Raw genomic sequence first — 23760 nt, forward strand, 5'->3', positions numbered from 1 at the left:
AACCCGAACGCCTACATAGACAGACCTGTCTGTCTATGACAGCGTCGGTGCTGTTCCCTTCCCGCGATGCCGAGGACGCCCCGTGACCCTGTACCTGTACGAAATCACCTCAGATGCCGACGACACCGCCGCCGTGGGGCAGCTGCTCAAGGCGCTCGATACCGAGATCGCGCGCGGGGGAGGCGAATTGATCGAAGCGCAGGTCACCGCGCAGAGTCGGCGCATCTTCGCCATCGCCGAGTTCTCCGCCGATCCCGCCGCCCTGGACGGCGCGCAGCTGGCCGCGGCGACCGTCGCCGGCCCGCACCAGGTCCGGCTGGTCGGCGCCGATCTGGCCGAGGTGAAGGCCGTTCGGCCGCAGGCCGGCTACCTGGTCGAGTGGGATCTGCCGGCCGACCTGGACATGGATTCCTACCTGGCCCGCAAGAAGGCCAACGCACCGCGCTATGCCGACGTGCCCGAGGTGCAGTTCCTGCGCACCTACGTTCGCGAGGACATGGACAAGTGCCTGTGCTTCTACGACGCCCCCGACGAAGCCGCGGTGCGCCGGGCGCGCGACGCGGTCAGCACCCCGATCGATCGGCTGTACGGACTGGACGGACAGATCCGATGACCGTGGCGCTCGCCGGATCCGAACTGGGCCGGGTGAGTGCGGGAATCGCCGCTCGCGCCGCCGATCTCGACGAGCAACGCAGCGACGTCCGCATCGACCTCGCCGAACTCGGCCGCGCCGGACTGCTGGATCTGGACCTGCCGGCCATGGTGCGGGTGATCGACGAGGTCTCGGCGCACAGCCTGGCGGTGGGTTTCTCGACGTGGGCCCAGCACATGACCATCCGGTATCTGCGCGCGTCGGAACGCGATTTCGGCGAGCAGCTCAGCACCCTGGCCGCGGCGCAGCGGGCCGGTGTCACCGCAATGGCCTCCGGGCTCAAGCAGGTGGCAGGGCTCGGACCGGTGCCCGTCACCGCCGAGTCCGACGGTGCCGATCTGCTCATCAGCGGTCCGATCCGGTGGGCTTCCAACGTCTTTGCCGGTGCGCTCATCGTGCTGCCGGCCCGCATCGGCAACCACACCGTCGTGGTGGCGGTCGACGCCGGCGCCGACGGAGTGACGGTCAACCCGGCACCGGCATTGACCGCACTGGGCGCGACGGGCTCGACGTCGCTGCGCCTGGACCGAGTCCGGGTGCCCCGGCACCGGGTGCTGGCAACCGATCTCGCCTCGTTCGTGGGCGGTATCCGTCCCGCGTTCCTGTTGCTGCAGACCGCGTTCTGCGTCGGGGTCACCGGTGCCGCGCTCACCGGTGCGACATCGGCCCACATCGGCCCGCTGGCCCGGTTCGGCGCGGAGCTCGACGATGCAGGTCGGCGCGCGGGTGATGTCCGGGAACGTCTGTACCGGTGGGCGGCGTCCCCGGCCGCCGCGTCGGCGGCCGAACTCATCCGGCTGCGGCTGGACGCCGCGGCGCTGGCCGTCGACGCCACCCGGCTGGAACTCGCCCTCACCGGCGGCGCCGGATACACCCTGGGCAGCGCCGCCAATCGCAGATTCCGGGAAGCCGCCTTCCTGCCCGTGCAATCACCATCGGAAGGACAACTGCGGTGGGAACTCACACGCTACGAATAACGAACGGCACCAAGCATTTCGGCGCCGCCACCGCCCTGGCCGATATCGACCTGCCGATCTCCACCGGCGAATTCCTGGCGGTGCTGGGCCGCAGCGGCAGCGGCAAGTCCACCTTGTTGCGGATCTGCGCCCGCCTGGAGACGTTGAGCGCGGGCACCCTGACCTGGTCCGGTGACGGCACCCGCCCGCGCACCGGAGTGGTCTTCCAGCAGCCGCTGCTGATGCCGTGGTTGACGGTGTCGGGCAACGTCGCCTTCGCCCGCCGATTCGCGGCGCAGCGAGCCGGATTCGATGCCGATCACGCCGCCGAGCTACTCACCCGGTTCGGCCTGGACCATCTGGCCGACCGGTACCCCGACCAACTGTCGGGGGGACAGGCTCAGCGGGTGGCCATCCTGCGGGCGGCCGCGACCCGGCCGCAGCTGCTGCTCCTCGACGAGCCGTTCAGTGCACTGGACCCGGCGACGCGTGCCGATCTGGTCGGCTGGCTACGCGATGTGACGCGCACATTGCGCTCCACCGTGGTGCTGGTCACCCACGACGTCGATGAGGCGCTGGCGTTGGCGCAGCGCATCGTGCTGCTCGATGCGGGACGGATCCGTGCGGACTGGACCGTGGACAGCGATGTCGCGCCCACCCGCAGTGAGATTCTCGATCGGTACCGCACCGACGCGGTGGAACTGCGGTGACGGTGCTGACGCGGCGCTCCCTGCTGGTGGGAGCGGCCGGACTGACCGCTGCGGGCGGGGTGTTCGGGATCGGCGGGCTGGCGCGCAGCGCCGTGACCTCCCCGGCGGGCGGCACCGGGCCGCTGCGGGTGGGTTACCTGCCCATCACCGACGCGGCGCCACTGCTGGTCGCGCACAGTGCCGGCCTGATGGACACCGGCCGGCCGGTGCTGTTCCGCAGTTGGGCCGCGCTGGCGGAGGCATTCATCACCCGCCAGGTCGACATCGTGCACCTGCTCATGCCGATGGCCGTGCAGCTGCGTTACACGCTCGGCGCCGGGGTGCGGGTGCTGGGTTGGAATCACACCAACGGATCGGCGCTGACGGTCGCTCCGCACGTCCGGGATATCGGCGAGCTGGCCGGCACCCAGGTGGCCATCCCGTTCTGGTGGTCCATTCACAACATCGTCCTGCAGCAACTGCTTCGGGCGCACGGCTTGCGACCGGTATTGCGGCGCAGCGCTTCCCGGACCGACCGGACCGTGGAGCTGATCGTCATGAGTCCCTCGGACATGGTGCCGGCCCTGGCCAACGGCACGCTGGGTGGCTACGTGGTGGCCGACCCGTTCAACGCGATGGCACAGATCAAGAAGATCGGCCACATCCACACCTTCCTCGGTGACGTGTGGCGTGATCACGCCTGCTGCGCACTGGTCACCCGGGATGACGTGATCGCCGGCCGGCCGCAGGCCGTCCAGTCGGTGGCCGATGCCGTGGTCGGCGCGCAGTTGCGGATCGACGCCGACCGGGCTGCCGCCGCTACCGCACTGACGGCAGGCAAGTACCTGCCGCAGCCGACGCCGGCCATCGCATTGGCGCTGACCTATCCGAAACCGCCGTACCCGCTGGCACATCCGGAGTGGCAGCCCCAGCGCCTGGGCTTTCAGCCGTTTCCGTATCCGAGCTTCACCCGCCGGCTCGCCGAGGCCATGCACGACACCGTCGTCGACGGTGACCGCCGGTTCCTGGACCGGCTCGACCCGGCCGCCGTGCACACCGATCTCGTCGAGGACCGGTTCATCCGGCAGGCACTGACCGCCCACGGCGGACCGGGTGCCTTCGGTCAGGCCGCCGAGCTCACCCGAACCGAACAGGTGCAACCGATATGACATTGACCACTTCGTCTCCTGCCCAACGTGTTTCGGTGTGGTCCGGCCGGCTGGCCCCGCCGGTCGTCGCCATCGTCGTCACCATCGCGCTGTGGTGGCTGGCAACCACGGTGCTCAGCGGACCCGGTTCGCTGCTGCGCCAGACGGCGCCGCAACGGGTGCTGCCTGCCCTTGCCGGCCTGATCGAGCGGGGTGTGCTGCTCGGCGATCTGGGAGTGAGCCTGTGGCGGTTGGTGATCGGGCTGGCCGTGGCCGCCGTGATCGGGACACCGCTGGGCTTGCTGATCGGGTTGTCCGGGGTCGCCGAGCGCGCGGGCGGGCCGATCATCGCCTTCCTGCGGATGATCTCCCCGTTGTCCTGGACACCCATTGCGCTGGCCGTGTTCGGCATCGGTAACCAGCCGGTGATCTTCCTCATCGCCGTCGCCGCGGTGTGGCCGGTGCTGCTGAACACCGCGGCCGGGGTACGTGCCGTGGACTCCGGGCTGCTCAATGTGGCGCGCTCCTTCCACGCCACCCGAACCGAGCTGCTGGTCGCGGTGGTCCTGCCGGCGATCCGGTCCCACGTGCAGACCGGGATCCGGCTGGCGCTCGGTGTGGCGTGGATCGTTCTGGTGCCCGCCGAGATGCTCGGCGTGCGATCGGGGCTGGGCTATCAGATCCTCAACGCCCGCGACCAGCTGGCCTACGACCAGGTGGTCGCGGTGATCCTGGTGATCGGCTTGCTCGGCTACGCACTCGACACCGTCGCGCGCTGGCTGCTCGGCCCGGTGCGCCGCAACTGAAATTCGGTGGCCGGCTTCGCTACGGTAGGAAACCGTGACCGCTCGAAGCGTCGACCCTGATTTCCTGGCGTTGCCCCGGCACGCGCTGGCCGAGGCCGCCCTGTCGGCCGCCCGCGCCGCCGGTGCCGGGTACGCCGACCTGCGCATCCATCGCATCACCACCGAGGAGATCGCACTGCGCGACGGTGAGCTGGAATCTTCGGTGGTGACCCGGGACGTTGGGCTTGCGGTACGGGTCATCGTGGACGGGACGTGGGGTTTCGCCTCACACGCCGAGCTGGATCCCGCGACCGCGGCCGACACCGCGCGCCGGGCGGTGCGGGTCGCCACCACCCTCGCGCCGCTGAACGCCGAACGTATCGAGCTCGCTGACGAGCCGGTCTACGACGACGTGCAGTGGGTGTCCGACTACGCGGTCGACCCGTTCACGGTGCCCGGTGCGGACAAGATCGCGCGGCTGGCCGACTACTCGCAGCGGCTCCTGGCGGCGGACGGGGTGCACCACGTGTCTGCGCACCTGCAGGCGGTCAAGGAGCAGAGTTTCTACGCCGACAGCTTCGGCACCTCGACCACTCAGCAGCGGGTGCGGGTGCAGCCGCAGCTGGAAGCCATCACCGTGGACTCCGCGGCAGGGATGTTCGAGACGATGCGGACACTGGCGCCGCCGACGGCGCGCGGCTGGGAGGCCGTCACCGACGACAGCGTGTGGAACTGGACCGCCGAACTCGCCGAGCTGCCGTCGTTGCTGGCCGAGAAACTGAAGGCGCCCAGCGTGATCGCCGGACCGACGGATCTGGTCATCGATCCGTCCAACCTGTGGCTGACCATTCACGAATCGATTGGGCACGCCACCGAATACGACCGTGCCATCGGCTATGAGGCCGCGTACGCGGGCACCTCGTTCGCCACCCCGGACAAACTGGGCACCATGAAATACGGCTCGCCGGTGCTGAACGTGACCGCCGACCGTACCGTCGAACACGGCTTGGCCACCATCGGTTTCGACGACGAGGGCGTGCGCACCCAGAGCTGGGATCTGGTGCGCGACGGAGTCTTCGTGGGCTACCAGCTGGACCGGGTGTTCGCGCCCCGGCTGGGCATGGCCCGCTCCAACGGCTGTTCCTATGCGGATTCGCCGCATCATGTGCCGATCCAGCGGATGGCCAACGTGTCGTTGCAACCCGGCGCCGAGGATCTGAGTACCGAGGATCTGATCGCCCGGGTGCAGGACGGGATCTACATCGTCGGCGACAAATCGTGGTCGATCGACATGCAGCGCTACAACTTTCAGTTCACCGGGCAGCGGTTTTTCAAGATCACCGATGGGCGGCTGGACGGCCAGCTGCGCGATGTCGCCTACCAGGCCACCACCACCGACTTCTGGGGATCGATGGAGGCCGTCGGTGGGCCGTCCACCTGGCGTCTGGGCGGGGCGTTCAACTGCGGTAAGGCCCAGCCCGGTCAGGTGGCCGCGGTCAGCCACGGGTGTCCGTCGGCGTTGTTCCGCGGTGTGAATGTGCTGAACACCCAAGCAGAAGGGGGCCGGGCATGATCAGCCCGCAGCAGGTCATCGATGCGGTGCTGGCCGAGGCGGCGCGGCGGGGCAAGGTCGACGAGACCACCGTCATCGTGACCGACCGGTCCGATGCTTCACTGCGGTGGGCCGGAAATTCGATGACCACCAATGGCGAGTCGCGCGCCCGGACCACCACGGTGATCTCCGTGGTGCGCCGCGGTGACGACGCCCACGTCGGCTCGGTGACCTCCGCCGAGGTGGATCCGTCCGCGGTTGCCGGACTGGTGGCGGCTTCCCAGGATGCGGCCGCCTCGGCGCCTGCGGCCAGCGATGCCGCGCCCGCACTGCCGGCCGACGGTGTGCCCGCGGACTGGGATTCGGGAGTGCCGGCCACCGGTGCCGACGTGTTCGCCGATGTGGCAACGAGTTTGGTGCGTGGCTTCGGTGGCGCCGACACGTTGTACGGGTATGCGCGGCATGTGCTGGAGACGACGTTCGTCGCGACGTCGGGTGGGTTGCGCCGGCGCTACACCCAGCCGACCGGTTCGGTGGAGATCAACGCCAAGCGCGACGGTGCCAGCGCCTGGGCCGGTGTGGGTACTGCCGACTACGCCGACGTGCCGACCGACGCACTGCTGGAGGAGCTTTCGCTGCGGCTGGGCTGGGCGGCGCGCACGGTGGAGTTGCCTGCCGGTCGGTACGAGACTTTGATGCCGCCGTCCACGGTGGCCGACATGCTGATCTACCTCGGCTGGAGCATGGACGGTCGCGGCGCGCAGGAGGGCCGGACCGCATTGTCGGCACCCGGGGGAACGCGGGTGGGGGAGAAGCTCACCGACCTTCCGCTGACGCTGTACTCCGATCCGCTGGCGACCGGGCAGGAATGCCAGCCATTCGTGGCGGTGCCGAGTTCCTCGGAGCGCGCTTCGGTCTTCGACAACGGTCTGGACATCGGCAGGGTGGACTGGCTGCGCGACGGGGTCATCAACGAGCTGGCCTATCCGCGCTCGGCCGCCGCGGAATTCGGTGTCCCGGTCGCTGTTCCGGCCGGCAACCTGTTGATGACGGGTGGCACGGCATCGCTGGCGGACATGATCGCTGCCACCGAGCGCGGCCTGCTGTTGACCACGCTGTGGTACATCCGCACGGTGGACCCCGCGGTACTGCTGCTGACCGGTCTCACCCGCGACGGCGTGTACCTGATCGAGGACGGTGAGGTGCGCGCCGCCGTGAACAACTTCCGGTTCAACGAGAGCCCGCTGGACCTGTTGCGCCGGGCCACCGAGGCCGGCGTCAGTGAGCCGACGCTGCCACGCGAATGGGGCGATTGGGCCACCCGGGCGACGATGCCGGCCCTGCGGATCCCGGACTTTCACATGTCGTCGGTGAGTCAGGCGCAGTAAGCCGCTGGACGGCGGCGGCCTGGTCACCGACGCCGGCGTGGAGTCCCAAAAGCCCGGCGTGGTAGAGCTTTTCGCGGACCTGTTCTGACGGGGTCGGCAAGACTCTCAGTAAGACTGCCACCGAGACGGTGTGGAAGCTGGGTGCTCGTCCGGTCGACGCAGTGCACTCCTCTCGATGACCGATCTCCGGCGCCGACGCTGCTGGAAGCAGCCGATGGCTTCCACATTCGCGTGCATTTGTCGGCCGCCGAGGTTCGGCGCACAGATCTCCGCACCAAGCGCTGTACCCACCGCCTCCCGTGACGGGCCGGGCCGAGGCGCGTGGCGGTAGGTCTTGGACATTGCTTGCCTGCAGGTGACGACAAAGCGAATGTTGCAAATCAGGTAGTCGGGTACTCATGGCGCCGACATGACGGGTTCGTAATCTGCGGTCATTGCGGCTGGCGATCCGCGCGCCGCAGCACCCAGGGACGAGGGGATTGGCTATGAGGTTTCGAGCGCACGGTCCGAGCGGGGAAGTCATTGGGGTCACCGGGGTCAACACGGTGTCGTTCGCGTTTCTCACCACCGATGCTGTCAACGACGGTCTGCTCGGGTTCGCGGTCCGGCGCACCGACCCCGTCACGCACGAGCAGTACTTCATGGCCGGCTACAAAGTCTTCAAATCGGTGATGCCTGACCCACTGCCCACCCTGCAGGTCAGCACCTACGACCAACCCGTGCAGAGCTTCGTCTGGGACGACTTCACCACCAAGCCCGACCAGGACTACACCTACGACTTCTACCCCCTCAAGGGCCGCGCGAAGAAGCTCGACCGCAGCACCGCACCGCTGACCATCACCGTGCACACCGAACCGCTCTACACCGACACCGAACACGACGTGTTCTTCAACCGCGGCGTAGCCAGCAGCCAGGCCTACGAGCGCCGCTTCGGATCCACACCTATTGATGAACTCGACGCCGGCACCCGAGCGGAGGCGATCGCTTGGCTGACCCGTGACCTCGACGACGCCCTGCTCAACTTCATCAACCACTCCCAGGCCGGGGACCAACTGCTGGGTTGCTTCTACGAATTCGCCTATCCGCCGGCCACCGACGCCCTGCAGGCCGCGATCACCCGCGGTGTCGATGTTGCGCTGATCATCGATGAGAAAGACAACAGTGATCAGTTCCCGATCCAGGAAAACCAGGAAGAACTCACCCGCAGTGGCTTTCCGGCTGACCGGGTCGTTGCGCGTACCGCCCGCAGCAGCGACATCGCACACAACAAGTTCATGGTCCTCGTCCGCAACGGGACAGCCGAGCAGGTGTGGACAGGGTCCACCAACCTCACCCTCAGCGGCCTGGCCGGCCAAACCAACGTCGGACACTGGTTACGCAACCCCGCAGTCGCGGCCAGTTATGAGCAGTACTGGCGGCTGCTGCGCGGCGACCCGGGTGGCAAAGCTGGTGACACCAACGCCATCAAGCGCGCCGCCAACACCGCCTTCGAGATCGCAGTCGAAGACCTTTCACCGGTGCCCGCCGACTTGCACGCCCTTTCGGAGGGGACGACGCCGATCTTCTCACCACGCCCGGATGCCTCCGTACTGAAAAGCTATGCCAGCCTACTCGACCAAGCACACGAATTGGGCTGCATCACACTGGCCTTCGGGATCGGCGCCGACTTCAAAGCGCTGCTGACCGACAACACCAACCACGACGCGCTGATCTTCGCGCTGCTGGAACGCAAAGATCAACCCGACCCGCGTAGCAAAGCCCCGTTCGTCGTCATCAACGCCGCTAACAACGTGTACAAGGCGTGGGGCAGCTTCATGCGTAACCCCGTCTATCAGTGGGCCCGGGAAACCACCACCGGTGGACTGGGTTTGAGCACCCACGTGCACTACATCCACTCGAAGTTCATGCTCGTCGACCCGCTCGGCCGGGATCCGATCATCATCACCGGATCAGCCAACTTCAGCACCGCCTCCACTGCCGACAACGATGAGAACATGCTCGCCATCCGTGGCAGCTATCGTGCCGCCGACATCTACTTCACCGAATTCAACCGGCTGTTCAATCATTACTACTTCCGCAGCGTCACCGAAGCCCGCCAAGGCCAACATGACGCCGACACCGCCAGCCTGTTCCTCGACGAGACCGACGCCTGGCAACAAAAATACGCACCTGGAAAACTCAAACGCAAACGGCTCGACGTCTTCGCCCACACCTTCGTCCCGCCAACACCATAGCTATTGCCGCACAAGATCTTTCACGACCGACACGGCACTCCTACAATAGAACCTGGTGGTCGGCGCTGGCGGCGTTTCTGGTGGGCTTTCACTCTCCATCTCAGAAGGTCGTCGTCACCCTGACCTGAGCTGAGGCTGCGCCCGGCTCGCCGTGGAAGGGGGCATGACGTGCTTCCGCTCGTGGTCGAAGACCACCTCGGTGCGCACACCGGCGACTTCGCGCCGTTTGGTCAGGGAGTCGAGCACGAAGTCCCGCAGCGCCTCGGTCGTGGGCACGGCGACGTGCAGGACGATGTCTTCGGCGCCGGTGGTGATGAACACCTGCAGGGTTTCGGGCAATTGGAGCGCGAAGTTACGAAAGCCCAACACGACGTCGCGGGATTGCGGTCGGAGCTTGACGGTGATCATCGCCTGCACGGGCCGTCCCAGTGCGGCGAGGTCGACGACGTAGTGGACGCCGGCCAGGACGCCGCGCTGTCGCAATGAGCGCACCCGCTCCAGCGTGGTGGACGGTGACACGCCCAATGCTGCGGCGAGGTCGCGGTTGCTGCGCCGACCGTCTGCCTGCAAGGCGGCGATGATCGCTGAATCTAATTCGTCCACGCCGCCATCGTCCCATGGTCTCCCGAATGAAATTCGGTTGTAGTGGATTGCAACCATCGGAATGCCTACCTTGGGCACCATGAGCGAACTAACGATGCCTGTTCGAGCATTTGACGAGATGAACCGTCTGCACACAAAGATTGCCGTGATCCTCGACGACAGCCTTCCCACGTGGCAGAAACTCAACGTGACAGCCTTCTTGGCCGGCGGAATCGCGGCCACCGCGCCCGAGTCGATCGGCGAACGCTATTGCGACGCCGATGGCACCGACTACGCGCCGATGTTCGGTCAGCCCGTCATGGTGTTCGGCGCGGACAAAGCGCGTCTGATGCGCACTCTCAACCGGGCAGTGGGCCGTGGGTTGTCGCCGGTGATCTTCACGTCCGCGCTGTTTAGCACCGGCCACGATGACGAGAACCGCGCCGCCGTGGCCGCGGTCTCGCGCGCCGAGTTGGACGTCGTCGGGCTAGCAGTGCGCGCTGAACGAAAGATCGTCGACAAGGTCGTTGACGGACTCAAGCTTCATGGCTGACCGCGACGTTTCCGGGCCGTCCGGAGCGGTTCAAGCCCGCTGGGCGACAAGGTTTCTGACGTCACGCAACTCTACGTCGACGACCTGCACGCACTGATCGAGACCAGCGACGTCGACGACGCTCGGGCCGCCGAACTGGCCGCTTGGTTCGCGCCGATGAGTCTGGCTGCTGGGGTGACCACGCTGCTGAGCTTCTTCGACGGCATATCCCGCGACGACGACCGCGAGCTGCTGCCTCGCATCCAAGCGCAGACGCTGATCCTCTCCAGCACGGCCGGTCTGGAAGTTCTCGGTGGCGTCGGGCTGTATTTGCGAGACCGGATCCCACGGGCGCATTTGGCCGAACTGCCCGGTGGCGACCACTTTGCCTTCGCCAGGCGGCCCGTGCTCGTCAACCTGCTCATCGAACAGGCCCTTCCCGAGCCTCACGCCGGGCAATAGTCCGACATCGCGCAGTGTGACCACGCTCACAGCGCCATCAGGAATGCTTCGATATCGAAGCGACTTGTACAGTTCGTAACTGCTTCACATTCGAAGCAAATAACCGAGGAGGAATCATGAAGGCAGTCCGGTATCACAGCTACGGCGACAGCGACGTTCTTGCATACGAGGATGCTCCGCAACCGGTTCCCGGCCCGCGTGAGGTGCTGATCGAGGTGGCCGCGACCTCGTTCAACCCGGTGGACGCCGGCATCCGCGGCGGTTATCTGGCCCAGGTGTACACCGTCAGCTTCCCGCACACCCCCGGCGTCGACGTGGCGGGAACCATCGCCGAGATCGGCGAGGGCGTGGTGGGCTGGAACGTCGGCGATGCGGTGGTGGCGTTCCTCCCGCTGGACGCTGACGGAGCCGCTGCGGAGTACGCGATCGCCCCGGCCGAATCGCTCGCTGCCGCACCGACGTCGGTTCCGCTGGCGGATGCCGCCGCGCTGCCGGAGGCCGGGTTGACGGCGTGGCAGTCCCTCTTCGAGATCGCCGGGCTCACCGATGGCCAGTCGGTTTTGATCAACGGCGCCTCGGGTGCGGTGGGCGGATACGCCATTCAGTTGGCCAAGCAGGCCGGTGCTGTGGTCACCGCGACCGCGAAGGACCGTGATGCGGATCGGCTGCGCGGCTACGGCGCGGACCGCATCGTGGACTACGTCGACTACACCCAGTCCCCACTGGTGGTCGAGGGTGCGCCGTTCGACGTGGTGCTGAACTTGGTTCCCACTTCTGACGAGCAGACCGACGCGCTGATCGGACTGGTGGCCGATGGCGGTTTCCATGTCGGCACGATGGTCTTCGGGCCGAAGGAGCCCGAGCGGGGGGTGCGGTCGCAGCGGGTGTTCGTGCGCAGTGACGCCGCGCAGCTGGCTGGGTTGGTGCGCCGGGTCGACGACGGGCAGTTGAGGGTCGAGGTCGCCCGCCGTCGCCCGCTCGCCGAGGCCGCGGCGGTGCACGCCGACTCCGACGCCGGACGCCTGCACGGCAAGACCATCCTGGTGCCGGCCGACAAGTAGCGCTCTGCCGCAACTGCATTCGAGTACCGGCCACCGTGCCGTCCCGCCGCCTCCTCCGGCGGGACGGCACGGCCCCACCCAAGGAGAAGCCACGATGAGCACCCGACAACGCGAAGCGATCGACCGTTTCTACCGGCAGTCCGAAATGCCCGGGTCCACACCTACGGAACTACGCGTGGGCTTCGCCCGAAACATGGCCCACTTCGCCGCACCCGACGGCATCACCCTGCTCCAAGTCGGCGGCAACGAGATGTTGTTCGACGACTCGGTGCGCATGGCTGCCCGTGCTGCGGCCACCCTGGACGAGGCGCGCACCGCCCAGCACATCACCACGACCGCGCAATAGCGTTTCATATCAACACGATTGGAGAAGATCATGACCAACGAGAAGCTGATCGCCGTGGTGGGAGGCACCGGATCCCAAGGCGGAGGACTGGTCCGGGCCATCCTCGACGACCCCGCACGGGAATTTCGGGTGCGGGTCCTCACCCGCAGTGCGCAGTCGGCGAAGGCCCGCGAGCTGGCCGCTGCCGGCGCCGAGGTCGTCGCAGCCGACCTCGAGGACGGGGCGAGCGTGCGGACGGCGTTCGAGGGCGCCGACGGCGCCTTCGTCGTCACCAACTACTGGGCCGAACGCTCTGCGGAAGACGAGGCCGAAACCACCAGAGCCGAAATGGAACTCAGGCAGGCTGACAACGCCGCGCTGGCCGCCAAACGGGCCGGCGTCGGGCACGTGATCTGGTCCACCCTCGAGGACACCCGCGACGTCCTCGGCTCCGACGACCAAGTCCCCACCGTCGACGAGCGCTACAAGGTGCCACACTTCGACGCCAAGGCCGAGGCGGATGCATCGTTCCGCGATTACGGTGTGCCGACGACTTTTCTGCGCACCACGTTCTTCTGGGAGGGCTTCGCCGGCGGCGTCGGCCCGATGCGAGACGGCGACGGCGCGCTGGTGCTCACCATGCCGATGGCCGATCAACCGCTGTCCGGGATCGCCGTCGCCGACATCGGCAAGACCGCGCTTGGCATCTTCAAGCGCGGCGCGGAATTCATCGGCCAGACGGTGAGCATTGCCGGCGAACACCTGACCGGCGACCAGTACGCAGCGGCGTTCAGCGAGGCTTTCGGCGAGACGGTCACCTACCGGCCAATCAGCTGGGACGACTTCCGCGCCCAGGGTTTCCCCGGAGCCGTCGAGATGGGCAACATGTTCCAGTACTACGCGCAGAACGCTGCGCGCTTCGTCGGTGATCGGGACTTGGCGGCAGTGCGCACACTCAATCCCGCACTGCAGTCATTCCGCGACTGGCTCACCCGCGCAGGTCTGGAGACACCCGCATGAGCGTCGAGGACTTCAACCGCCGCAACATCGAGGAGTTCCGCGCCAATCATGGCCGACTCGGCGGATCCTTCGAGGGCGCACCGATGTTGCTGTTGCACACCGTAGGGGTGCGCAGCGGGCAGGAGCGCGTCAGTCCGATGATGTACCTTGCCGACGGCGACCGTTATCTGGTGTTCGCCTCGGCGGCCGGGGCGAACAACAACCCGGCGTGGTACTGGAACCTGCTTCACCACCCCGATGCGAGCATCGAGGTGGGCGACGAACATCTGAACGTGCACGCCGTCGAACTCACCGGCGCCGAACGCGACGAGAAGTACGCCGAGCAGGCCCGCCGGTATCCCGGCTTCGCCGAGTACCAACGCAAGACATCGCGCACGATTCCGGTCATCGCGCTGCAACCGCGCGGACCCCACGGTGGATGACCGCATCCGTGACGCCTTGGACGCCGCCGTGCCGCCGGCGTTCTCGACAGGTTGACCCGTATTCATCTGGACCCACCCACGGCCGTGCCCGCGCGGGGGCACGGGCCGATGGATGACCTCCGCTGCCGTGGACCACGTCCTTGCGGTGTTCGGCGCGGCGCGGATCGGGCTGCCAGGCGGGTTGAGCATGATCGAAGTGCGCCACACCGATCCTCGGGCATCAGGACCCGACGGCGCCCTGACGACGCCGTGCTCACCGAGGTCGTGGCCGCGGGTCGACCCGCCGACGGTGGCAGAGGGGCTCCCGCCTTTTGCCACGCGCAGCCGCCGCCCGAAGCACCCTGACCCGCCTGTGGCCGAAGTCAGCCAGCTCGACCTAGCTCCCGATTGCGTGCGTCGATGGCCTCCTGAGAGGCGGGGATCAGCAGGTTCCCGCCCGCGTCGACCGTGCCCTGCGCGTAGCTGACGTGCGGGCGTTGCTCATGCTCGTACTGGGTGCACGCCGCTTCCAGGTCGCCGGCGTTTTCGGTCAATGCCTTGGCCAGCAGCCATGTTCCTGTCAGCGCCAGGCTGGTGCCGCGCCCGGACATCGGGGATGCACAGTGGGCCGCGTCGCCGACGAGGACGACCCGTCCCTTGTGCCACGACGGCATGTCTATCTGGCTGACAGAGTCGAAGTACAGGTCGGGGTCGTGGCGTGCGGCGTCGAGCAGCTCGGGCACCCGCCATCGGCCGTGGCCGCCGAATTCCTCGGTGAGGATGCGCTTCTGCGCATCGAGGTCCTGGTAGTCGTAGTCGATCCAGGACGATCGGAAGGTCAGCACCGCCAGCGCGACGTCACGATAGGTGACGATTCCCGCCATGTGTCCCGGGTAGTTGTAGATCGGGTTGGGGGTGTCCGTCGGGCGATGGTCCGGCAGATTCGCCAGCGCGGTGTAGAAACCCAGATGACGCACGTACTGGTGCTCGGGTCCGAAGACCATGCGGCGGGTGGCGGAGTGCAGACCGTCGGCGCCCACCACGAGGTCGTACCGGTTGCGCTCGCCGGAGGTGAAGAGGACGTCGATGCCGCGACCGTCGTCGTGCAGTTCGGCGATCGAGTCGCCAAAAGTCAACGCCACCGACGGTCCGAGCGCATTGCGCAGCACGTGCGCCAAGTCCTCGCGGGGGATCTCGGTGTCGTCGGCCGAGTCGTTGATTGCCGCGAGCGGGAGGTCGGCCACCCGCTCGCCGGTGGCGTCGACGAAGCACGTGCGCTGCGTCATGTCGACCCGACGGGCTCGGATGTCGTCGAGGATGCCCATCTCTTGGGCTACTGCCAGCGATTCGCCGCGGATGTCTATCGGGGATCCGTTGACCCGAAGATGTTGCGCGCGTTCGATGATGGTGACGTCATGCCCGCTGTTGCCTAGGGTGATGCCCGCGGACAGTCCCGCCATGCCCGCGCCACAAACCAGAATGCGCATCGGTAAGCCTCCTCGGAGATAGGATTCGTCGTGTATCTAAAGAACCGTACCCACAACACTTAGGAAACGCAATGTCTCTTAACGCTGACGCGGGTCCGCGGCGTCGCCGCGGTCCTGCGTTGGAGAACGCGTTGTTGACCGCGGCCTGGGTCGAACTCAACGAGCGCGGCTACGACGAATTCACCGTCGACGGCGTCGCCGCTCGGGCCGGCACCAGTCGCGCGGTGCTGTACCGGCGCTGGCCGGGGAAGCCGGAATTGGTGCACGCCGCGCTGATCGACGCGATGATGAAGAACCCGATCATCGTGCCGGACAATGGAAGTCTGCGCGCCGACGTACTCGACCTGTTGCGCCAGGCAAACAGTCAACGCGGTCATCTCGCGGTCACCGTCATCACCCGGCTCGGCAGTTTCTACCGCGACACCGGCATCAACTTCGCCGAACTGCGCGCCGTGCTCGAAGGTGAGCGTGGCGCCACCATGGACAAGCTCATCGCCCGTGCTGTCGCCCGAGGAGAGATCCGGCCCGATCAGATCACGGGTCGCATCGCGCAGCTACCCGTCGATCTGCTTCGCCACGACGTGCTGTTCACGCTGGCACCCCTGACCGACGAGGCCATCGAGGAGATCGTGGACGCAGTGTTCCTGCCTCTGGTCGGGCTCGGGGCAGTCGACGACGGCTAGAAGAATGCCGCCGCCATTGTCATGCCATCTCGCGGAAAGCTCACTGTCACAATCTTTCCTAGGCTGACCGAGCGGGATGTGTGAGCGTGCCCCATGGCGCGTCTAGGGCGAGCCCGCTACGCGGGAATCGTAGGAGTCGCGGTGGGCGAGCACCTCGGGCATGTGGTCTTGGGCCCAGTGCCGCATTCCGTGCGTCAACGCATACAGGGACAGACCCAACGAGGTCAGCTCGTAGGAGACCGTGACGGGAACGGTGGGCGTCACGGTCCGGGTAAGCAAGCCGTCGCGTTCCAGCGATCGCAGAGTCTGGGTGAGCATCTTCTGGCTGACCCCGGCCAACACACGAGAGATCTCCGAGTACCGCATCGGTTGCGGGACGACAGGGGAGCCGGGGTCACCAGCTGCCTCACCACCGAGCGCGCACAGGATCAGCACCACCCACTTATCGGAGATCCGGTCCAGCAGTTGGCGGCTCGGGCACACCGCCAAGAAGGCGTTGTATTCCATCTTCGCTTTCGCGCGCCTAGCGGCGGCCTTGGTCGTCACCGTTGTCACCAACCTTTCAGGATGTTACGCACCTGCAAGTGCCTACTTCCGAATAGGAAGTAGGTCTCTCATGATGGTCTAGACAGGCTGGACACACCACCCCTTCGCGAAAGGAAATAACCCATGGGCGACGCATCGACGAAGACACTGCCAGGCGCCGGTTGGACCCTCGGCGACTCGCCCGTCACCCGGTTCGGCTACGGCGCAATGCAACTGGCCGGACCGTGGGTGATGGGACCACCCGCCGACCGCGACGGCGCCGTCGCGGTCCTGCGCGCGGCAGTCGAGGCGGGCATCACGCACATCGACACCAGCGGAGCCTACGGCCCACGCATCACCAACGAGCTCATTCGGGAGGCGTTGCACCCGTACCCTGAGTCGCTGTTCATCGCGACGAAGGTCGGGGCCGACCGGGACGCTCAGGGCGGCTGGCCCACCGCACGGCGACCCGAAGACCTGCGCCGACAAGTGCACGACAACCTCGACGCCCTGGGTGTGGACGCACTCGATCTGGTCAACATGCGCATGGGCGACGCCAATGGCACACAACCTGGATCGATGGCCGAGGCCTTCGGAACTCTCGTCGATCTCCAACAGCAGGGCGTGATCCGCCACCTCGGGGTCAGCAACGTCACCGAGGAACAGCTCGCCGAGGCGCGGGCCATCGCCCCCATCGTGTGCGTGCAGAACATGTACAACCTGGCTCACCGGAACGACGACGCCCTCGTCGACCGCCTAGCCGCCGACGACATCGCCTACGTGCCGTTCTTCCCCCTCGGCGGCTTCAGCCCACTGCAGTCCCAGGCACTTTCGACCGTCGCGGCAAGGCATGAAGCCACGCCGCTGTCGATCGCGTTGGCCTGGCTGCTGCAGCGCTCACCGAACATCCTGCTCATCCCCGGCACATCCTCGACTGCCCATTTACACGAGAACATCACCGGCGCGGCATGCGTGCTCACCGACCGCGACATCGCCGATTTGAACCAGATTGGGGGATGAGCACGAACATCGAAATCCCCCAACGCTCCGGTCTGGTTGGGTCGTCTTACCGGCAGGTGATCGACGCGCGTCCGGCGTCGACGTCACGTCTGCGAGGTCACCTGCCCCCGCTTGGCGTATGGAGGCACTTCGATATCGAAACACTATGCTGGCAGCATGGCCGATTCTCTGGACCCTGCTCAGCTGCGGGCCTACTTCGCCTTGACCGAAGCGGTCAGCCTGTTGCAGTACGCCGTGCGACAGCAGCTGCAAGCCGAAGGCGGGTTGAGTTACGTGCAATTCGAGATCCTGGCCAAACTCGCCCATACCGATCAACCGTTGACCATGACCGACCTTGCCGACGGCGTGGTGTACAGCCGGTCCGGGCTGACCCATCAGGCAGGATTGCTCGAGAAGGCGGGTCTCATCACCCGCGCGACATCACCGGATGATCAGCGTGCCACCGTCGTCGATATCACCGACGAGGGTCGTGCCCGGGTTGCCAAGGTCCTGCCCGGGCACATCAGCGTCGTGCATGAGCTGCTGTTCTCTTCTCTCGATGACAACGACGTCCGCGTCCTGGGTGACATGATGGAAACCGCACGCGACCACATGCGTTCACGGCCGCCCCGCTCGGCCGTGCCACGTAGGCGCGCCGCCACCGCATAGTGTCGAACAGCTCGCCAATGGAGGACTGAAAAGCTCACCGCTGCAGAAGCGTCCGCCAAAAGTGCCTGTCGCGAAGTGCCGGATCATGATCTTGACCGGGGCACGTTCACATCGCGCGAAGGTGCATCTCGACATCTGCTGGTGCTTGTCATCAGGTGTGTGCCTGCAGCAGTCTGCTGTCGCGCCGGCCGTCCTTATCCCGTGACATCACGTCCGATGAGCTGACGGGCGACGATCCATTGCTGGAGTTCGTTGGCGCCTTCGAAGATCTCGAGGATCTTCGCGTCGCGGTACATTTCTTCGAGCCTGACCGATTCCCCCGTCTCGGCGACTCGACGCGCAAAGCCCAGAGCACCGTGGATCTGAATGGCTTCGCGCACTATGTCGTTGGCCAGTCGGGTGCCGAAGGCCTTGGCCATCGCCGCTTCGGGTTCCGCGTTGCGGTCCCCGCGATCGAGCAGGGTGGCTGCCTTTTGATACAGCGAACGGGCACATTCGATTTCGGTGGCGCGCTGAGCCATGGTGAACTGCCAGTGCTGCATAGCACCGAGCGGGGCGCCGAAGACATGCCGTGTCCGCAGCCGTTGGACCGCGAGATCCAGCGCGGCCTGGGCGACGCCGACGCCGGCGGCCCCGATACCGATGCGGCCGCGAACGAGAGCGGACAATGCGACACCGAGCCCGTCTCCCGCCGCGCCGAGCAGATTACCGCGCGGAACGCGGACGTCGGTGAAGACGATGTCGGCGGTGATCTGGCCGCGGTGCCCCATTTTCAGGTCTGGCGCACCGATTTGCACTCCCGGTGAGGACAGGTCGACCAGCAGCATTGTCGCCCGATTGCTGCCGGCGCCCGCCCGCACCAACACCGACACCCAGCCGGCGACGATGCTGTTGGTGATCCAGCGTTTGCGCCCGTTCACCACGAAGCCGTCGGGCGTCTCCTCGGCGACGGTATGCATTCGTTCGGCGGTGAGATCCGAACTGGTGTCGGGCTCGGTGGTGGCGAAGGCGAACGCGGTCTGTCCGCTGATCAACTCCGGAATCAGACGTCTGCGTAGGTCGTCACTGGCGTAGGTGAGCGTTTGGGGAACCAGAATGCACTGGCCGTCGTACACGCCCGCCATGGAGGAGGAGTGATACGCGATTTCCTCGGTGACGGTGCAGGTACCCAACATCGGGTGCTTCAGCCCGCGGCCGAATTCGGCCCCGAACGGGACGGCGAACAGGCCCTCGTCGGCGAGCCCTCGGAATGCCTCCCAGGGAAAGCTGTCGGCGGCTTCCTCGCGCTGACCGATTTCGCGCGCATGTGGTACCAGGCGTTTCGCCACGGCGGCTCTGGCTTCGCCGCGCAGTTCGATGATCTCGTCCGGCAGCCAGATGTCGTGTGTCATGCGGTCTTGGGTTCGCGGCGCCGAGGGTTGCGGCGGGTAGGTGTTGGCGGGCAAGGTGCACCTCTGCTCGATAATGGATTGACGGTCAGTAATGACTGTTAAGTATTCTCGTCAGATTCGACGTCGAGCATCCGGCGGGCCATTGAACACCAGATTTCGAGATGGGGCTCGGTCGCCGGATCACGCTCCACGATCGAGTAGGTGAGCGCTACTCCGCGCATGCTGCTGAACAGCAGGTCACGGACTTCGTCGAATGCGGGATGGCTGCTGTGGACCGGTCCGAACATGGTGGCGATGACGTGTGTGATGGCCCGCCCCAGTCGGCGTTCGGATGAGGCGAGTTCGTCCCGCAGAGCGGCGTCGGTTCGTGCCGCCGACCATAGCTCCATCGCGGCCCAGAAGTATGGCTGCTGAAAGGTGCTCCACAGCTGCGTGACTGCATGATCCACCCGCTCTGTGCCGGCGGGTTTGAGGTCCTCGGCACGGTCGAACCACCGCTCCATCTCGACGATGCGCTGATCGGCGAGGCGTTTCGCCGCGGCGACCAGCATGGCGTCGCGCGATGGGAAGTGGTGCAGCAGCCTGCCGCGGGTGACGCCGGCGCGTTCTTGGACGGCAATGGTCGTCGTTCCGCAGTATCCGCGTTCCACGAGCAGGTCGACGGCGGCATCCAGGATGACGGAACGACTGTTGGCGCTGCGGCTGGCTTGTGAGCGACGAGTCGAGGCGACAGCGGATGCCATGGTGGCAAGGTAACGCAAAGAACGGCAAGAAGCAATCAGTAGTGACTGTAAATAGGTTACGGGATGCGAGGCCGCAAGCGACCTGGTGACGCCGCGCTATCGCCGTCCGATCCAATTACCTTGTGGTGCAACGGAAGATACGGGCGCGCGGCGCGGTCACGGGCAGCTCGGGTAGGTCCTCATCACCGTGGAGACGAACACGTCCGCGACGTCGGGATCACCGTGGGACACCTTCGCGTAGTCGCGTTTCACCTGCGCGACCGATTGCCCGTTCTGGAGGCGTGCGCAGACGAGATGCGCGTCGTGAGCCGTCATCTGAGGGTCGGCGATCGCCAGATGCTGGGATCGCAAGCTGGCGATCAGCTTCTGGTCGTACGCGGCCAGTGCGGCGGGGGAGAGCCCGCCGGCGGGCGGCTCGGTTTCCGGTGGCGGCGGTGCCGGCATCGATGCCACTGCACTCGTCGACGGAATCGCCGAGGAGCTCGGAGCCGACTCCGTCGCCGAGTGGTGCTGCGTCCATCGGGCGCCGAGGATCGCTGCGCCGGCAACGATCAACAGTCCGAGGGCGACCGCCACGGAGATGGACACCCGGCGGGTAGGGCGCCGCGGTTGGTGGGTGGATGCGGCGAGCTCCGCCGCGCTGGAGGGCTCGTCGCCGTTTGGCGCGCTCATGAGACAGCAGCCTAGCCCCTTGGTCCGGGTGCGGGCAGCTCATAACGCTGAAACGAAACCAGTTGTGACGACCGGCCGAAGACGTTCGCAGTTCGGTTGGTGTAGTTGATGGTTGGGCGTGAAGCGCAGATGCCGGGTCGTACGAGCAGGGGCCCGCCCACCGACTAGGATGGCCGGATGGCGCTGACGATCGATCCTCATGTTCTGGCAGGCCTCAGCCGATACGCCCGTGCGGATGCCGTGTCTCCGCCGGTGGGTGATGTCGCCACCCGGCGAGCCAACAGCTTCGAGTTGTTCGAACGGCTTGCTCAATCCCGGCCGCCCGTGCCCGGCGTCGAACGCACCGAGTACACCACCACCGGGTATGACGGCGCCGACGTCGGATTGTCGTGGTTCACCGGCGCCGAGGCGACCGGCGCGGCCGTGGTCTACCTTCACGGCGGCGGGATGATCTTGCCGATGCTGCCGCTCTATGACCCGATCGTGCGCGGATACTCGGCAGCCAGTGGGGTGTCGATGTTACTGGTGGACTACCGCGTAGCCCCCGAACACCCGCATCCCACGCCCGTCGAGGACTGCTACGCGGGGCTGGTCTGGCTTGCCGAGCACAGCGATGAACTCGGTATCGACCCGAGCCGCATCGCGGTGATGGGTGACAGCGCCGGGGGTGGATTGGCCGCGGCCGTCGCGCTGCTGGCCCGGGATCGAGGCGGGCCGGCGCTGGCTCAGCAGATCCTGATCTATCCGATGCTCGATGATCGGACGGTCAACCCGGATCCGCAGCTGCCGCCGGACTACCTGGTGTGGAACTACGACGACAATCGCACGGGATGGGGTGCGCTACTGGGGGATTCGGCGGCTGGGGAGGGCGTCTCGCCGTATGCGGCGCCGGCGCGGGCGGTCGATCTGGCCGGCCTACCGGACACCTACCTCGATGTCGGCGACCTGGATATCTTCCGCGAGGAGAACATCGACTATGCGCGCCGGCTGATGGACGCCGGTGTGCCCACCGAACTTCACGTGCTGCCGGGGTGCCCGCATGGTTTCGAGGCGTTCGCGCCGGAGGCGCCGGTGTCTCAGCGGGTGATCGCCGAGCGGCTGCGTAGGCTGGCCAGCCTCTGACGGCGGTGCGCCGGGTGGAAAGCGTTGTCTTTCACCGCATCCCGTTCGTTGCCTGACCTCTCCGGTCGGTTCGCTGCTTGCTCGCTCCGGCACCGACCCGGGCACACTCTGGACAGCCCTACCTACTAGAAGGTAGGGTGGTTCGCATGACCACCGCTACTCCTACCGCTGAGGCGATCCTGCAGAGCGCGCGTGCGGCGATCATCACCGCGGGCTACAGCGGCTTCAGTTATGCCGACATCGCCGCGGTCGTGGGTATCCGGAAGGCAAGTGTGCATCATCACTTTCCCACTAAGGTCGACCTGGTACGGACGTTGGTGACGCAGTACCGCGCCGAGGCCGAGGCGGGTGTCGCCGAGATCGAGCGCCACGTCACCGATCCGCTTGAGCAGCTTCGTGCCTACACCGGGTACTGGGAGTCCTGCATCGGCAATCCCGAAACAAGCTATTGCCTATGCGCATTGCTCGCCACGCAAATCCCCATTCTTCCCGACGAGATCGCGTTCGAGATTCGGGCCTACTTCCGCGCGCTGTCGGCGTGGCTGACATCGGTGCTGGAACGCGGCGCGCGCCTAGGCGTCATCACTCTGATGGGTGACGCCCGATCCGAGGCCGAAGTGCTGATGGCCGCGGTGCACGGTGCCATGGCATCCGCCCGTGCCTACGGCGACCCGCAGGTGTTCGCCACAATCACCCGACCTGCTATCGACAGGCTGCGATCGCACCCGTCCGCTGCCAACAGCAACCCATAAAACCTACCTCTTAGTAGGTAGTCACAAGCGCCGAAGCCGCATAGCCGCGGCTTCGGCTGACCCGTCACGTGCGGGTCGCTCACGCCATCATTCGGCGACGACAGGAGTATGGATATGACAGGGATGATCGACGACGTTCGCGGTGCCAAGCGCAATGACGCCTGGCTCATGCGTTACTACTTCACCCGGGCGACGTTCTCCCTCGTGTGGGTGGGTGCCGCGTTCGGTTTGGCCAACAGTGCAACGTCCGTCGTCTCCGCGCTGTTGCTGATCTACCCGGCATGGGATGCCCTCGCCAACCTCGTTGATGCGCAACGCAATGGTGGGCTTCGAGGTAATCTCACGCAGGCGGTCAACGCCGCGGTCAGCACGCTGACCACCGTCGCCGTCGCAGTGGCGCTGACAGCAGGCATGAATGCCGTGCTCGGTGTGTTCGGCGTATGGGCGGCGCTATCGGGACTGCTTCAGCTGGCCACCGCCGTCCGCCGGAGGCGAAGCCACGGCGGGCAGTGGCCGATGATCCTCAGTGGAGTTCAATCGGCAGCGGCAGGTGCCGGGTTTCTGGTGCAGGCGAATGCCGTTGAGCCGCCCCACATCACCGCCATTGCGCCCTATGCGGGCTTCGGTGCGTTCTACTTCCTGATCGCCGCGGTGTGGCTGGTGGTCACCGAGGCGCGACGCCGCCGCGCTCGACTTTCCTGAAGACCTAACCCATCAGCTTGCGCATATTCCGCAACGCACAATGCAACTCGGACTTGACGACGACTTCGGGAATGTTCAGTTCGGCGGCCAGTTGATGGGTGGTGCTGCCCTCGTAGTATGCCCGGCGGATCAGGTGACGATGCGTGGGCTGCAACGACTTCAGGGCCGTCAGGACCGCGTCGCGGTCCGGCCCGGATGCGGAATTGTCGGCGGTGACGCCAACCATGT

General features: G+C 66.4%; 27 protein-coding genes. 20 read left to right on the forward strand and 7 right to left on the reverse strand.

Features of this window, described 5'->3' with window-relative positions; translation table 11 throughout:
* The first annotated feature begins 82 nt into the window (after positions 1–82).
* From ACXPWS_RS11370 to ACXPWS_RS11405, 8 genes are all read left to right on the forward strand, one after another.
* On the forward strand, positions 83–613 hold the full coding sequence (locus tag ACXPWS_RS11370) for a DUF4242 domain-containing protein (RefSeq protein ID WP_458712527.1): 531 nt from the start codon (positions 83–85) through the stop codon (positions 611–613).
* A complete protein-coding gene (locus tag ACXPWS_RS11375) occupies positions 610–1629 on the forward strand; it encodes an acyl-CoA dehydrogenase family protein (RefSeq protein WP_458712528.1) in 1020 nt (339 codons plus the stop codon). The genes ACXPWS_RS11370 and ACXPWS_RS11375 overlap by 4 nt, the downstream gene beginning before the upstream one ends.
* Positions 1605–2318 (forward strand): ABC transporter ATP-binding protein, encoded by a 714-nt coding sequence (locus ACXPWS_RS11380; protein WP_458712529.1) that lies wholly within the window; start codon positions 1605–1607, stop codon positions 2316–2318. Before ACXPWS_RS11375 ends, ACXPWS_RS11380 begins: the two co-directional genes overlap by 25 nt.
* Positions 2315–3466: an ABC transporter substrate-binding protein gene (locus ACXPWS_RS11385; RefSeq protein WP_458712530.1), complete on the forward strand. Its 1152-nt coding sequence runs from the start codon at positions 2315–2317 to the stop codon at positions 3464–3466. The genes ACXPWS_RS11380 and ACXPWS_RS11385 overlap by 4 nt, the downstream gene beginning before the upstream one ends.
* Positions 3463–4251, forward strand: coding sequence for an ABC transporter permease (locus ACXPWS_RS11390; protein WP_458712531.1), 789 nt, complete (start codon positions 3463–3465; stop codon positions 4249–4251). Before ACXPWS_RS11385 ends, ACXPWS_RS11390 begins: the two co-directional genes overlap by 4 nt.
* Before the next feature lie 34 nt (positions 4252–4285).
* Positions 4286–5803: a TldD/PmbA family protein gene (locus tag ACXPWS_RS11395; RefSeq protein ID WP_458712532.1), complete on the forward strand. Its 1518-nt coding sequence runs from the start codon at positions 4286–4288 to the stop codon at positions 5801–5803.
* On the forward strand, positions 5800–7170 hold the full coding sequence (locus ACXPWS_RS11400) for a metallopeptidase TldD-related protein (RefSeq protein WP_458712533.1): 1371 nt from the start codon (positions 5800–5802) through the stop codon (positions 7168–7170). Before ACXPWS_RS11395 ends, ACXPWS_RS11400 begins: the two co-directional genes overlap by 4 nt.
* Positions 7171–7655: 485 nt before the next feature.
* Positions 7656–9404, forward strand: coding sequence for a phospholipase D-like domain-containing protein (locus ACXPWS_RS11405; RefSeq protein WP_458712534.1), 1749 nt, complete (start codon positions 7656–7658; stop codon positions 9402–9404).
* Between the two features lie 114 nt (positions 9405–9518).
* On the opposite strand, the gene ACXPWS_RS11410 is transcribed toward ACXPWS_RS11405, so the two are convergent.
* Entirely contained in the window at positions 9519–10007 is a 489-nt protein-coding gene (locus ACXPWS_RS11410) for an Lrp/AsnC family transcriptional regulator (protein ID WP_458712535.1), read from the reverse strand.
* A gap of 79 nt (positions 10008–10086) precedes the next feature.
* Here ACXPWS_RS11410 and ACXPWS_RS11415 point away from each other — a divergent pair, with 79 nt between their 5' ends.
* From ACXPWS_RS11415 to ACXPWS_RS11440, 6 genes are all read left to right on the forward strand, one after another.
* A complete protein-coding gene (locus ACXPWS_RS11415; RefSeq protein ID WP_458712536.1) occupies positions 10087–10539 on the forward strand; it encodes a DUF2000 family protein in 453 nt (150 codons plus the stop codon).
* Positions 10540–10713: 174 nt separating this feature from the next.
* Positions 10714–10980: an alpha/beta fold hydrolase gene (locus ACXPWS_RS11420; RefSeq protein ID WP_458712537.1), complete on the forward strand. Its 267-nt coding sequence runs from the start codon at positions 10714–10716 to the stop codon at positions 10978–10980.
* Positions 10981–11096: 116 nt separating this feature from the next.
* A complete protein-coding gene (locus tag ACXPWS_RS11425) occupies positions 11097–12041 on the forward strand; it encodes an NADP-dependent oxidoreductase (RefSeq protein ID WP_458712538.1) in 945 nt (314 codons plus the stop codon).
* A gap of 94 nt (positions 12042–12135) precedes the next feature.
* Entirely contained in the window at positions 12136–12387 is a 252-nt protein-coding gene (locus ACXPWS_RS11430; protein ID WP_458712539.1) for a hypothetical protein, read from the forward strand.
* Positions 12388–12417: 30 nt separating this feature from the next.
* On the forward strand, positions 12418–13386 hold the full coding sequence (locus tag ACXPWS_RS11435; protein ID WP_458712540.1) for an NmrA/HSCARG family protein: 969 nt from the start codon (positions 12418–12420) through the stop codon (positions 13384–13386).
* A complete protein-coding gene (locus ACXPWS_RS11440) occupies positions 13383–13808 on the forward strand; it encodes a nitroreductase family deazaflavin-dependent oxidoreductase (protein WP_458712541.1) in 426 nt (141 codons plus the stop codon). Before ACXPWS_RS11435 ends, ACXPWS_RS11440 begins: the two co-directional genes overlap by 4 nt.
* A gap of 362 nt (positions 13809–14170) precedes the next feature.
* On the opposite strand, the gene ACXPWS_RS11445 is transcribed toward ACXPWS_RS11440, so the two are convergent.
* A complete protein-coding gene (locus ACXPWS_RS11445; RefSeq protein ID WP_458712542.1) occupies positions 14171–15274 on the reverse strand; it encodes an FAD-dependent monooxygenase in 1104 nt (367 codons plus the stop codon).
* A 71-nt stretch (positions 15275–15345) separates the two neighbouring features.
* Here ACXPWS_RS11445 and ACXPWS_RS11450 point away from each other — a divergent pair, with 71 nt between their 5' ends.
* Positions 15346–15957, forward strand: coding sequence for a TetR/AcrR family transcriptional regulator (locus tag ACXPWS_RS11450; RefSeq protein WP_458712543.1), 612 nt, complete (start codon positions 15346–15348; stop codon positions 15955–15957).
* A gap of 102 nt (positions 15958–16059) precedes the next feature.
* Here ACXPWS_RS11450 and ACXPWS_RS11455 read toward each other — a convergent pair whose 3' ends face one another.
* Positions 16060–16464 carry a winged helix-turn-helix transcriptional regulator gene (locus ACXPWS_RS11455; RefSeq protein WP_458713498.1) on the reverse strand — a complete coding sequence of 135 codons (405 nt, stop codon included), beginning with the start codon at positions 16462–16464 and terminating at the stop codon, positions 16060–16062.
* A 162-nt stretch (positions 16465–16626) separates the two neighbouring features.
* Here ACXPWS_RS11455 and ACXPWS_RS11460 point away from each other — a divergent pair, with 162 nt between their 5' ends.
* Both ACXPWS_RS11460 and ACXPWS_RS11465 read left to right on the forward strand, forming a co-directional pair.
* Positions 16627–17502: an oxidoreductase gene (locus tag ACXPWS_RS11460; RefSeq protein WP_458712544.1), complete on the forward strand. Its 876-nt coding sequence runs from the start codon at positions 16627–16629 to the stop codon at positions 17500–17502.
* A gap of 156 nt (positions 17503–17658) precedes the next feature.
* Positions 17659–18150, forward strand: a complete 492-nt coding sequence (locus tag ACXPWS_RS11465) for a MarR family winged helix-turn-helix transcriptional regulator (RefSeq protein ID WP_458712545.1) — start codon at positions 17659–17661, stop codon at positions 18148–18150.
* A gap of 194 nt (positions 18151–18344) precedes the next feature.
* On the opposite strand, the gene ACXPWS_RS11470 is transcribed toward ACXPWS_RS11465, so the two are convergent.
* The 3 genes from ACXPWS_RS11470 to ACXPWS_RS11480 form a co-directional block, all read right to left on the reverse strand.
* Positions 18345–19541, reverse strand: coding sequence for an acyl-CoA dehydrogenase family protein (locus tag ACXPWS_RS11470; protein ID WP_458712546.1), 1197 nt, complete (start codon positions 19539–19541; stop codon positions 18345–18347).
* A gap of 98 nt (positions 19542–19639) precedes the next feature.
* Positions 19640–20284: a TetR/AcrR family transcriptional regulator gene (locus tag ACXPWS_RS11475; protein WP_458712547.1), complete on the reverse strand. Its 645-nt coding sequence runs from the start codon at positions 20282–20284 to the stop codon at positions 19640–19642.
* Between the two features lie 156 nt (positions 20285–20440).
* Complete coding sequence (locus tag ACXPWS_RS11480) at positions 20441–20956, reverse strand: DUF732 domain-containing protein (protein WP_458712548.1); 516 nt, start codon at positions 20954–20956, stop codon at positions 20441–20443.
* Between the two features lie 177 nt (positions 20957–21133).
* Here ACXPWS_RS11480 and ACXPWS_RS11485 point away from each other — a divergent pair, with 177 nt between their 5' ends.
* From ACXPWS_RS11485 to ACXPWS_RS11495, 3 genes are all read left to right on the forward strand, one after another.
* The gene (locus ACXPWS_RS11485) at positions 21134–22078 is read left to right on the forward strand and encodes an alpha/beta hydrolase (RefSeq protein WP_458712549.1); all 945 of its coding nucleotides are present in this window, start codon (positions 21134–21136) and stop codon (positions 22076–22078) included.
* Between the two features lie 146 nt (positions 22079–22224).
* The gene (locus ACXPWS_RS11490; RefSeq protein WP_458712550.1) at positions 22225–22830 is read left to right on the forward strand and encodes a TetR/AcrR family transcriptional regulator; all 606 of its coding nucleotides are present in this window, start codon (positions 22225–22227) and stop codon (positions 22828–22830) included.
* A 114-nt stretch (positions 22831–22944) separates the two neighbouring features.
* Positions 22945–23532 carry a DUF308 domain-containing protein gene (locus tag ACXPWS_RS11495; RefSeq protein WP_458712551.1) on the forward strand — a complete coding sequence of 196 codons (588 nt, stop codon included), beginning with the start codon at positions 22945–22947 and terminating at the stop codon, positions 23530–23532.
* Between the two features lie 4 nt (positions 23533–23536).
* On the opposite strand, the gene ACXPWS_RS11500 is transcribed toward ACXPWS_RS11495, so the two are convergent.
* Positions 23537–23758, reverse strand: coding sequence for a sigma factor-like helix-turn-helix DNA-binding protein (locus ACXPWS_RS11500; RefSeq protein ID WP_458712552.1), 222 nt, complete (start codon positions 23756–23758; stop codon positions 23537–23539).
* Between the last annotated feature and the right edge of the window lie 2 nt (positions 23759–23760).

The sequence above is a fragment of the Mycobacterium sp. BMJ-28 genome (assembly GCF_054404835.1).

Bases quoted from the DNA above. Each gene is read 5' to 3' on its own strand.
- ACXPWS_RS11405 (WP_458712534.1), top strand. From the start codon at position 7,656: ATGAGGTTTCGAGCGCACGGTCCGAGCGGGGAAGTCATTGGGGTCACC.
- ACXPWS_RS11470 (WP_458712546.1), bottom strand. From the start codon at position 19,541: ATGACACACGACATCTGGCTGCCGGACGAGATCATCGAACTGCGCGGC.
- ACXPWS_RS11450 (WP_458712543.1), top strand. From the start codon at position 15,346: ATGTCTCTTAACGCTGACGCGGGTCCGCGGCGTCGCCGCGGTCCTGCG.
- ACXPWS_RS11475 (WP_458712547.1), bottom strand. From the start codon at position 20,284: ATGGCATCCGCTGTCGCCTCGACTCGTCGCTCACAAGCCAGCCGCAGC.
- ACXPWS_RS11490 (WP_458712550.1), top strand. From the start codon at position 22,225: ATGACCACCGCTACTCCTACCGCTGAGGCGATCCTGCAGAGCGCGCGT.
- ACXPWS_RS11455 (WP_458713498.1), bottom strand. From the start codon at position 16,464: ATGGAATACAACGCCTTCTTGGCGGTGTGCCCGAGCCGCCAACTGCTG.
- ACXPWS_RS11485 (WP_458712549.1), top strand. From the start codon at position 21,134: ATGGCGCTGACGATCGATCCTCATGTTCTGGCAGGCCTCAGCCGATAC.
- ACXPWS_RS11465 (WP_458712545.1), top strand. From the start codon at position 17,659: ATGGCCGATTCTCTGGACCCTGCTCAGCTGCGGGCCTACTTCGCCTTG.
- ACXPWS_RS11495 (WP_458712551.1), top strand. From the start codon at position 22,945: ATGACAGGGATGATCGACGACGTTCGCGGTGCCAAGCGCAATGACGCC.
- ACXPWS_RS11445 (WP_458712542.1), bottom strand. From the start codon at position 15,274: ATGCGCATTCTGGTTTGTGGCGCGGGCATGGCGGGACTGTCCGCGGGC.
- ACXPWS_RS11460 (WP_458712544.1), top strand. From the start codon at position 16,627: ATGGGCGACGCATCGACGAAGACACTGCCAGGCGCCGGTTGGACCCTC.
- ACXPWS_RS11375 (WP_458712528.1), top strand. From the start codon at position 610: ATGACCGTGGCGCTCGCCGGATCCGAACTGGGCCGGGTGAGTGCGGGA.
- ACXPWS_RS11500 (WP_458712552.1), bottom strand. From the start codon at position 23,758: ATGGTTGGCGTCACCGCCGACAATTCCGCATCCGGGCCGGACCGCGAC.
- ACXPWS_RS11425 (WP_458712538.1), top strand. From the start codon at position 11,097: ATGAAGGCAGTCCGGTATCACAGCTACGGCGACAGCGACGTTCTTGCA.
- ACXPWS_RS11435 (WP_458712540.1), top strand. From the start codon at position 12,418: ATGACCAACGAGAAGCTGATCGCCGTGGTGGGAGGCACCGGATCCCAA.
- ACXPWS_RS11390 (WP_458712531.1), top strand. From the start codon at position 3,463: ATGACATTGACCACTTCGTCTCCTGCCCAACGTGTTTCGGTGTGGTCC.
- ACXPWS_RS11400 (WP_458712533.1), top strand. From the start codon at position 5,800: ATGATCAGCCCGCAGCAGGTCATCGATGCGGTGCTGGCCGAGGCGGCG.
- ACXPWS_RS11480 (WP_458712548.1), bottom strand. From the start codon at position 20,956: ATGAGCGCGCCAAACGGCGACGAGCCCTCCAGCGCGGCGGAGCTCGCC.
- ACXPWS_RS11440 (WP_458712541.1), top strand. From the start codon at position 13,383: ATGAGCGTCGAGGACTTCAACCGCCGCAACATCGAGGAGTTCCGCGCC.
- ACXPWS_RS11430 (WP_458712539.1), top strand. From the start codon at position 12,136: ATGAGCACCCGACAACGCGAAGCGATCGACCGTTTCTACCGGCAGTCC.
- ACXPWS_RS11415 (WP_458712536.1), top strand. From the start codon at position 10,087: ATGAGCGAACTAACGATGCCTGTTCGAGCATTTGACGAGATGAACCGT.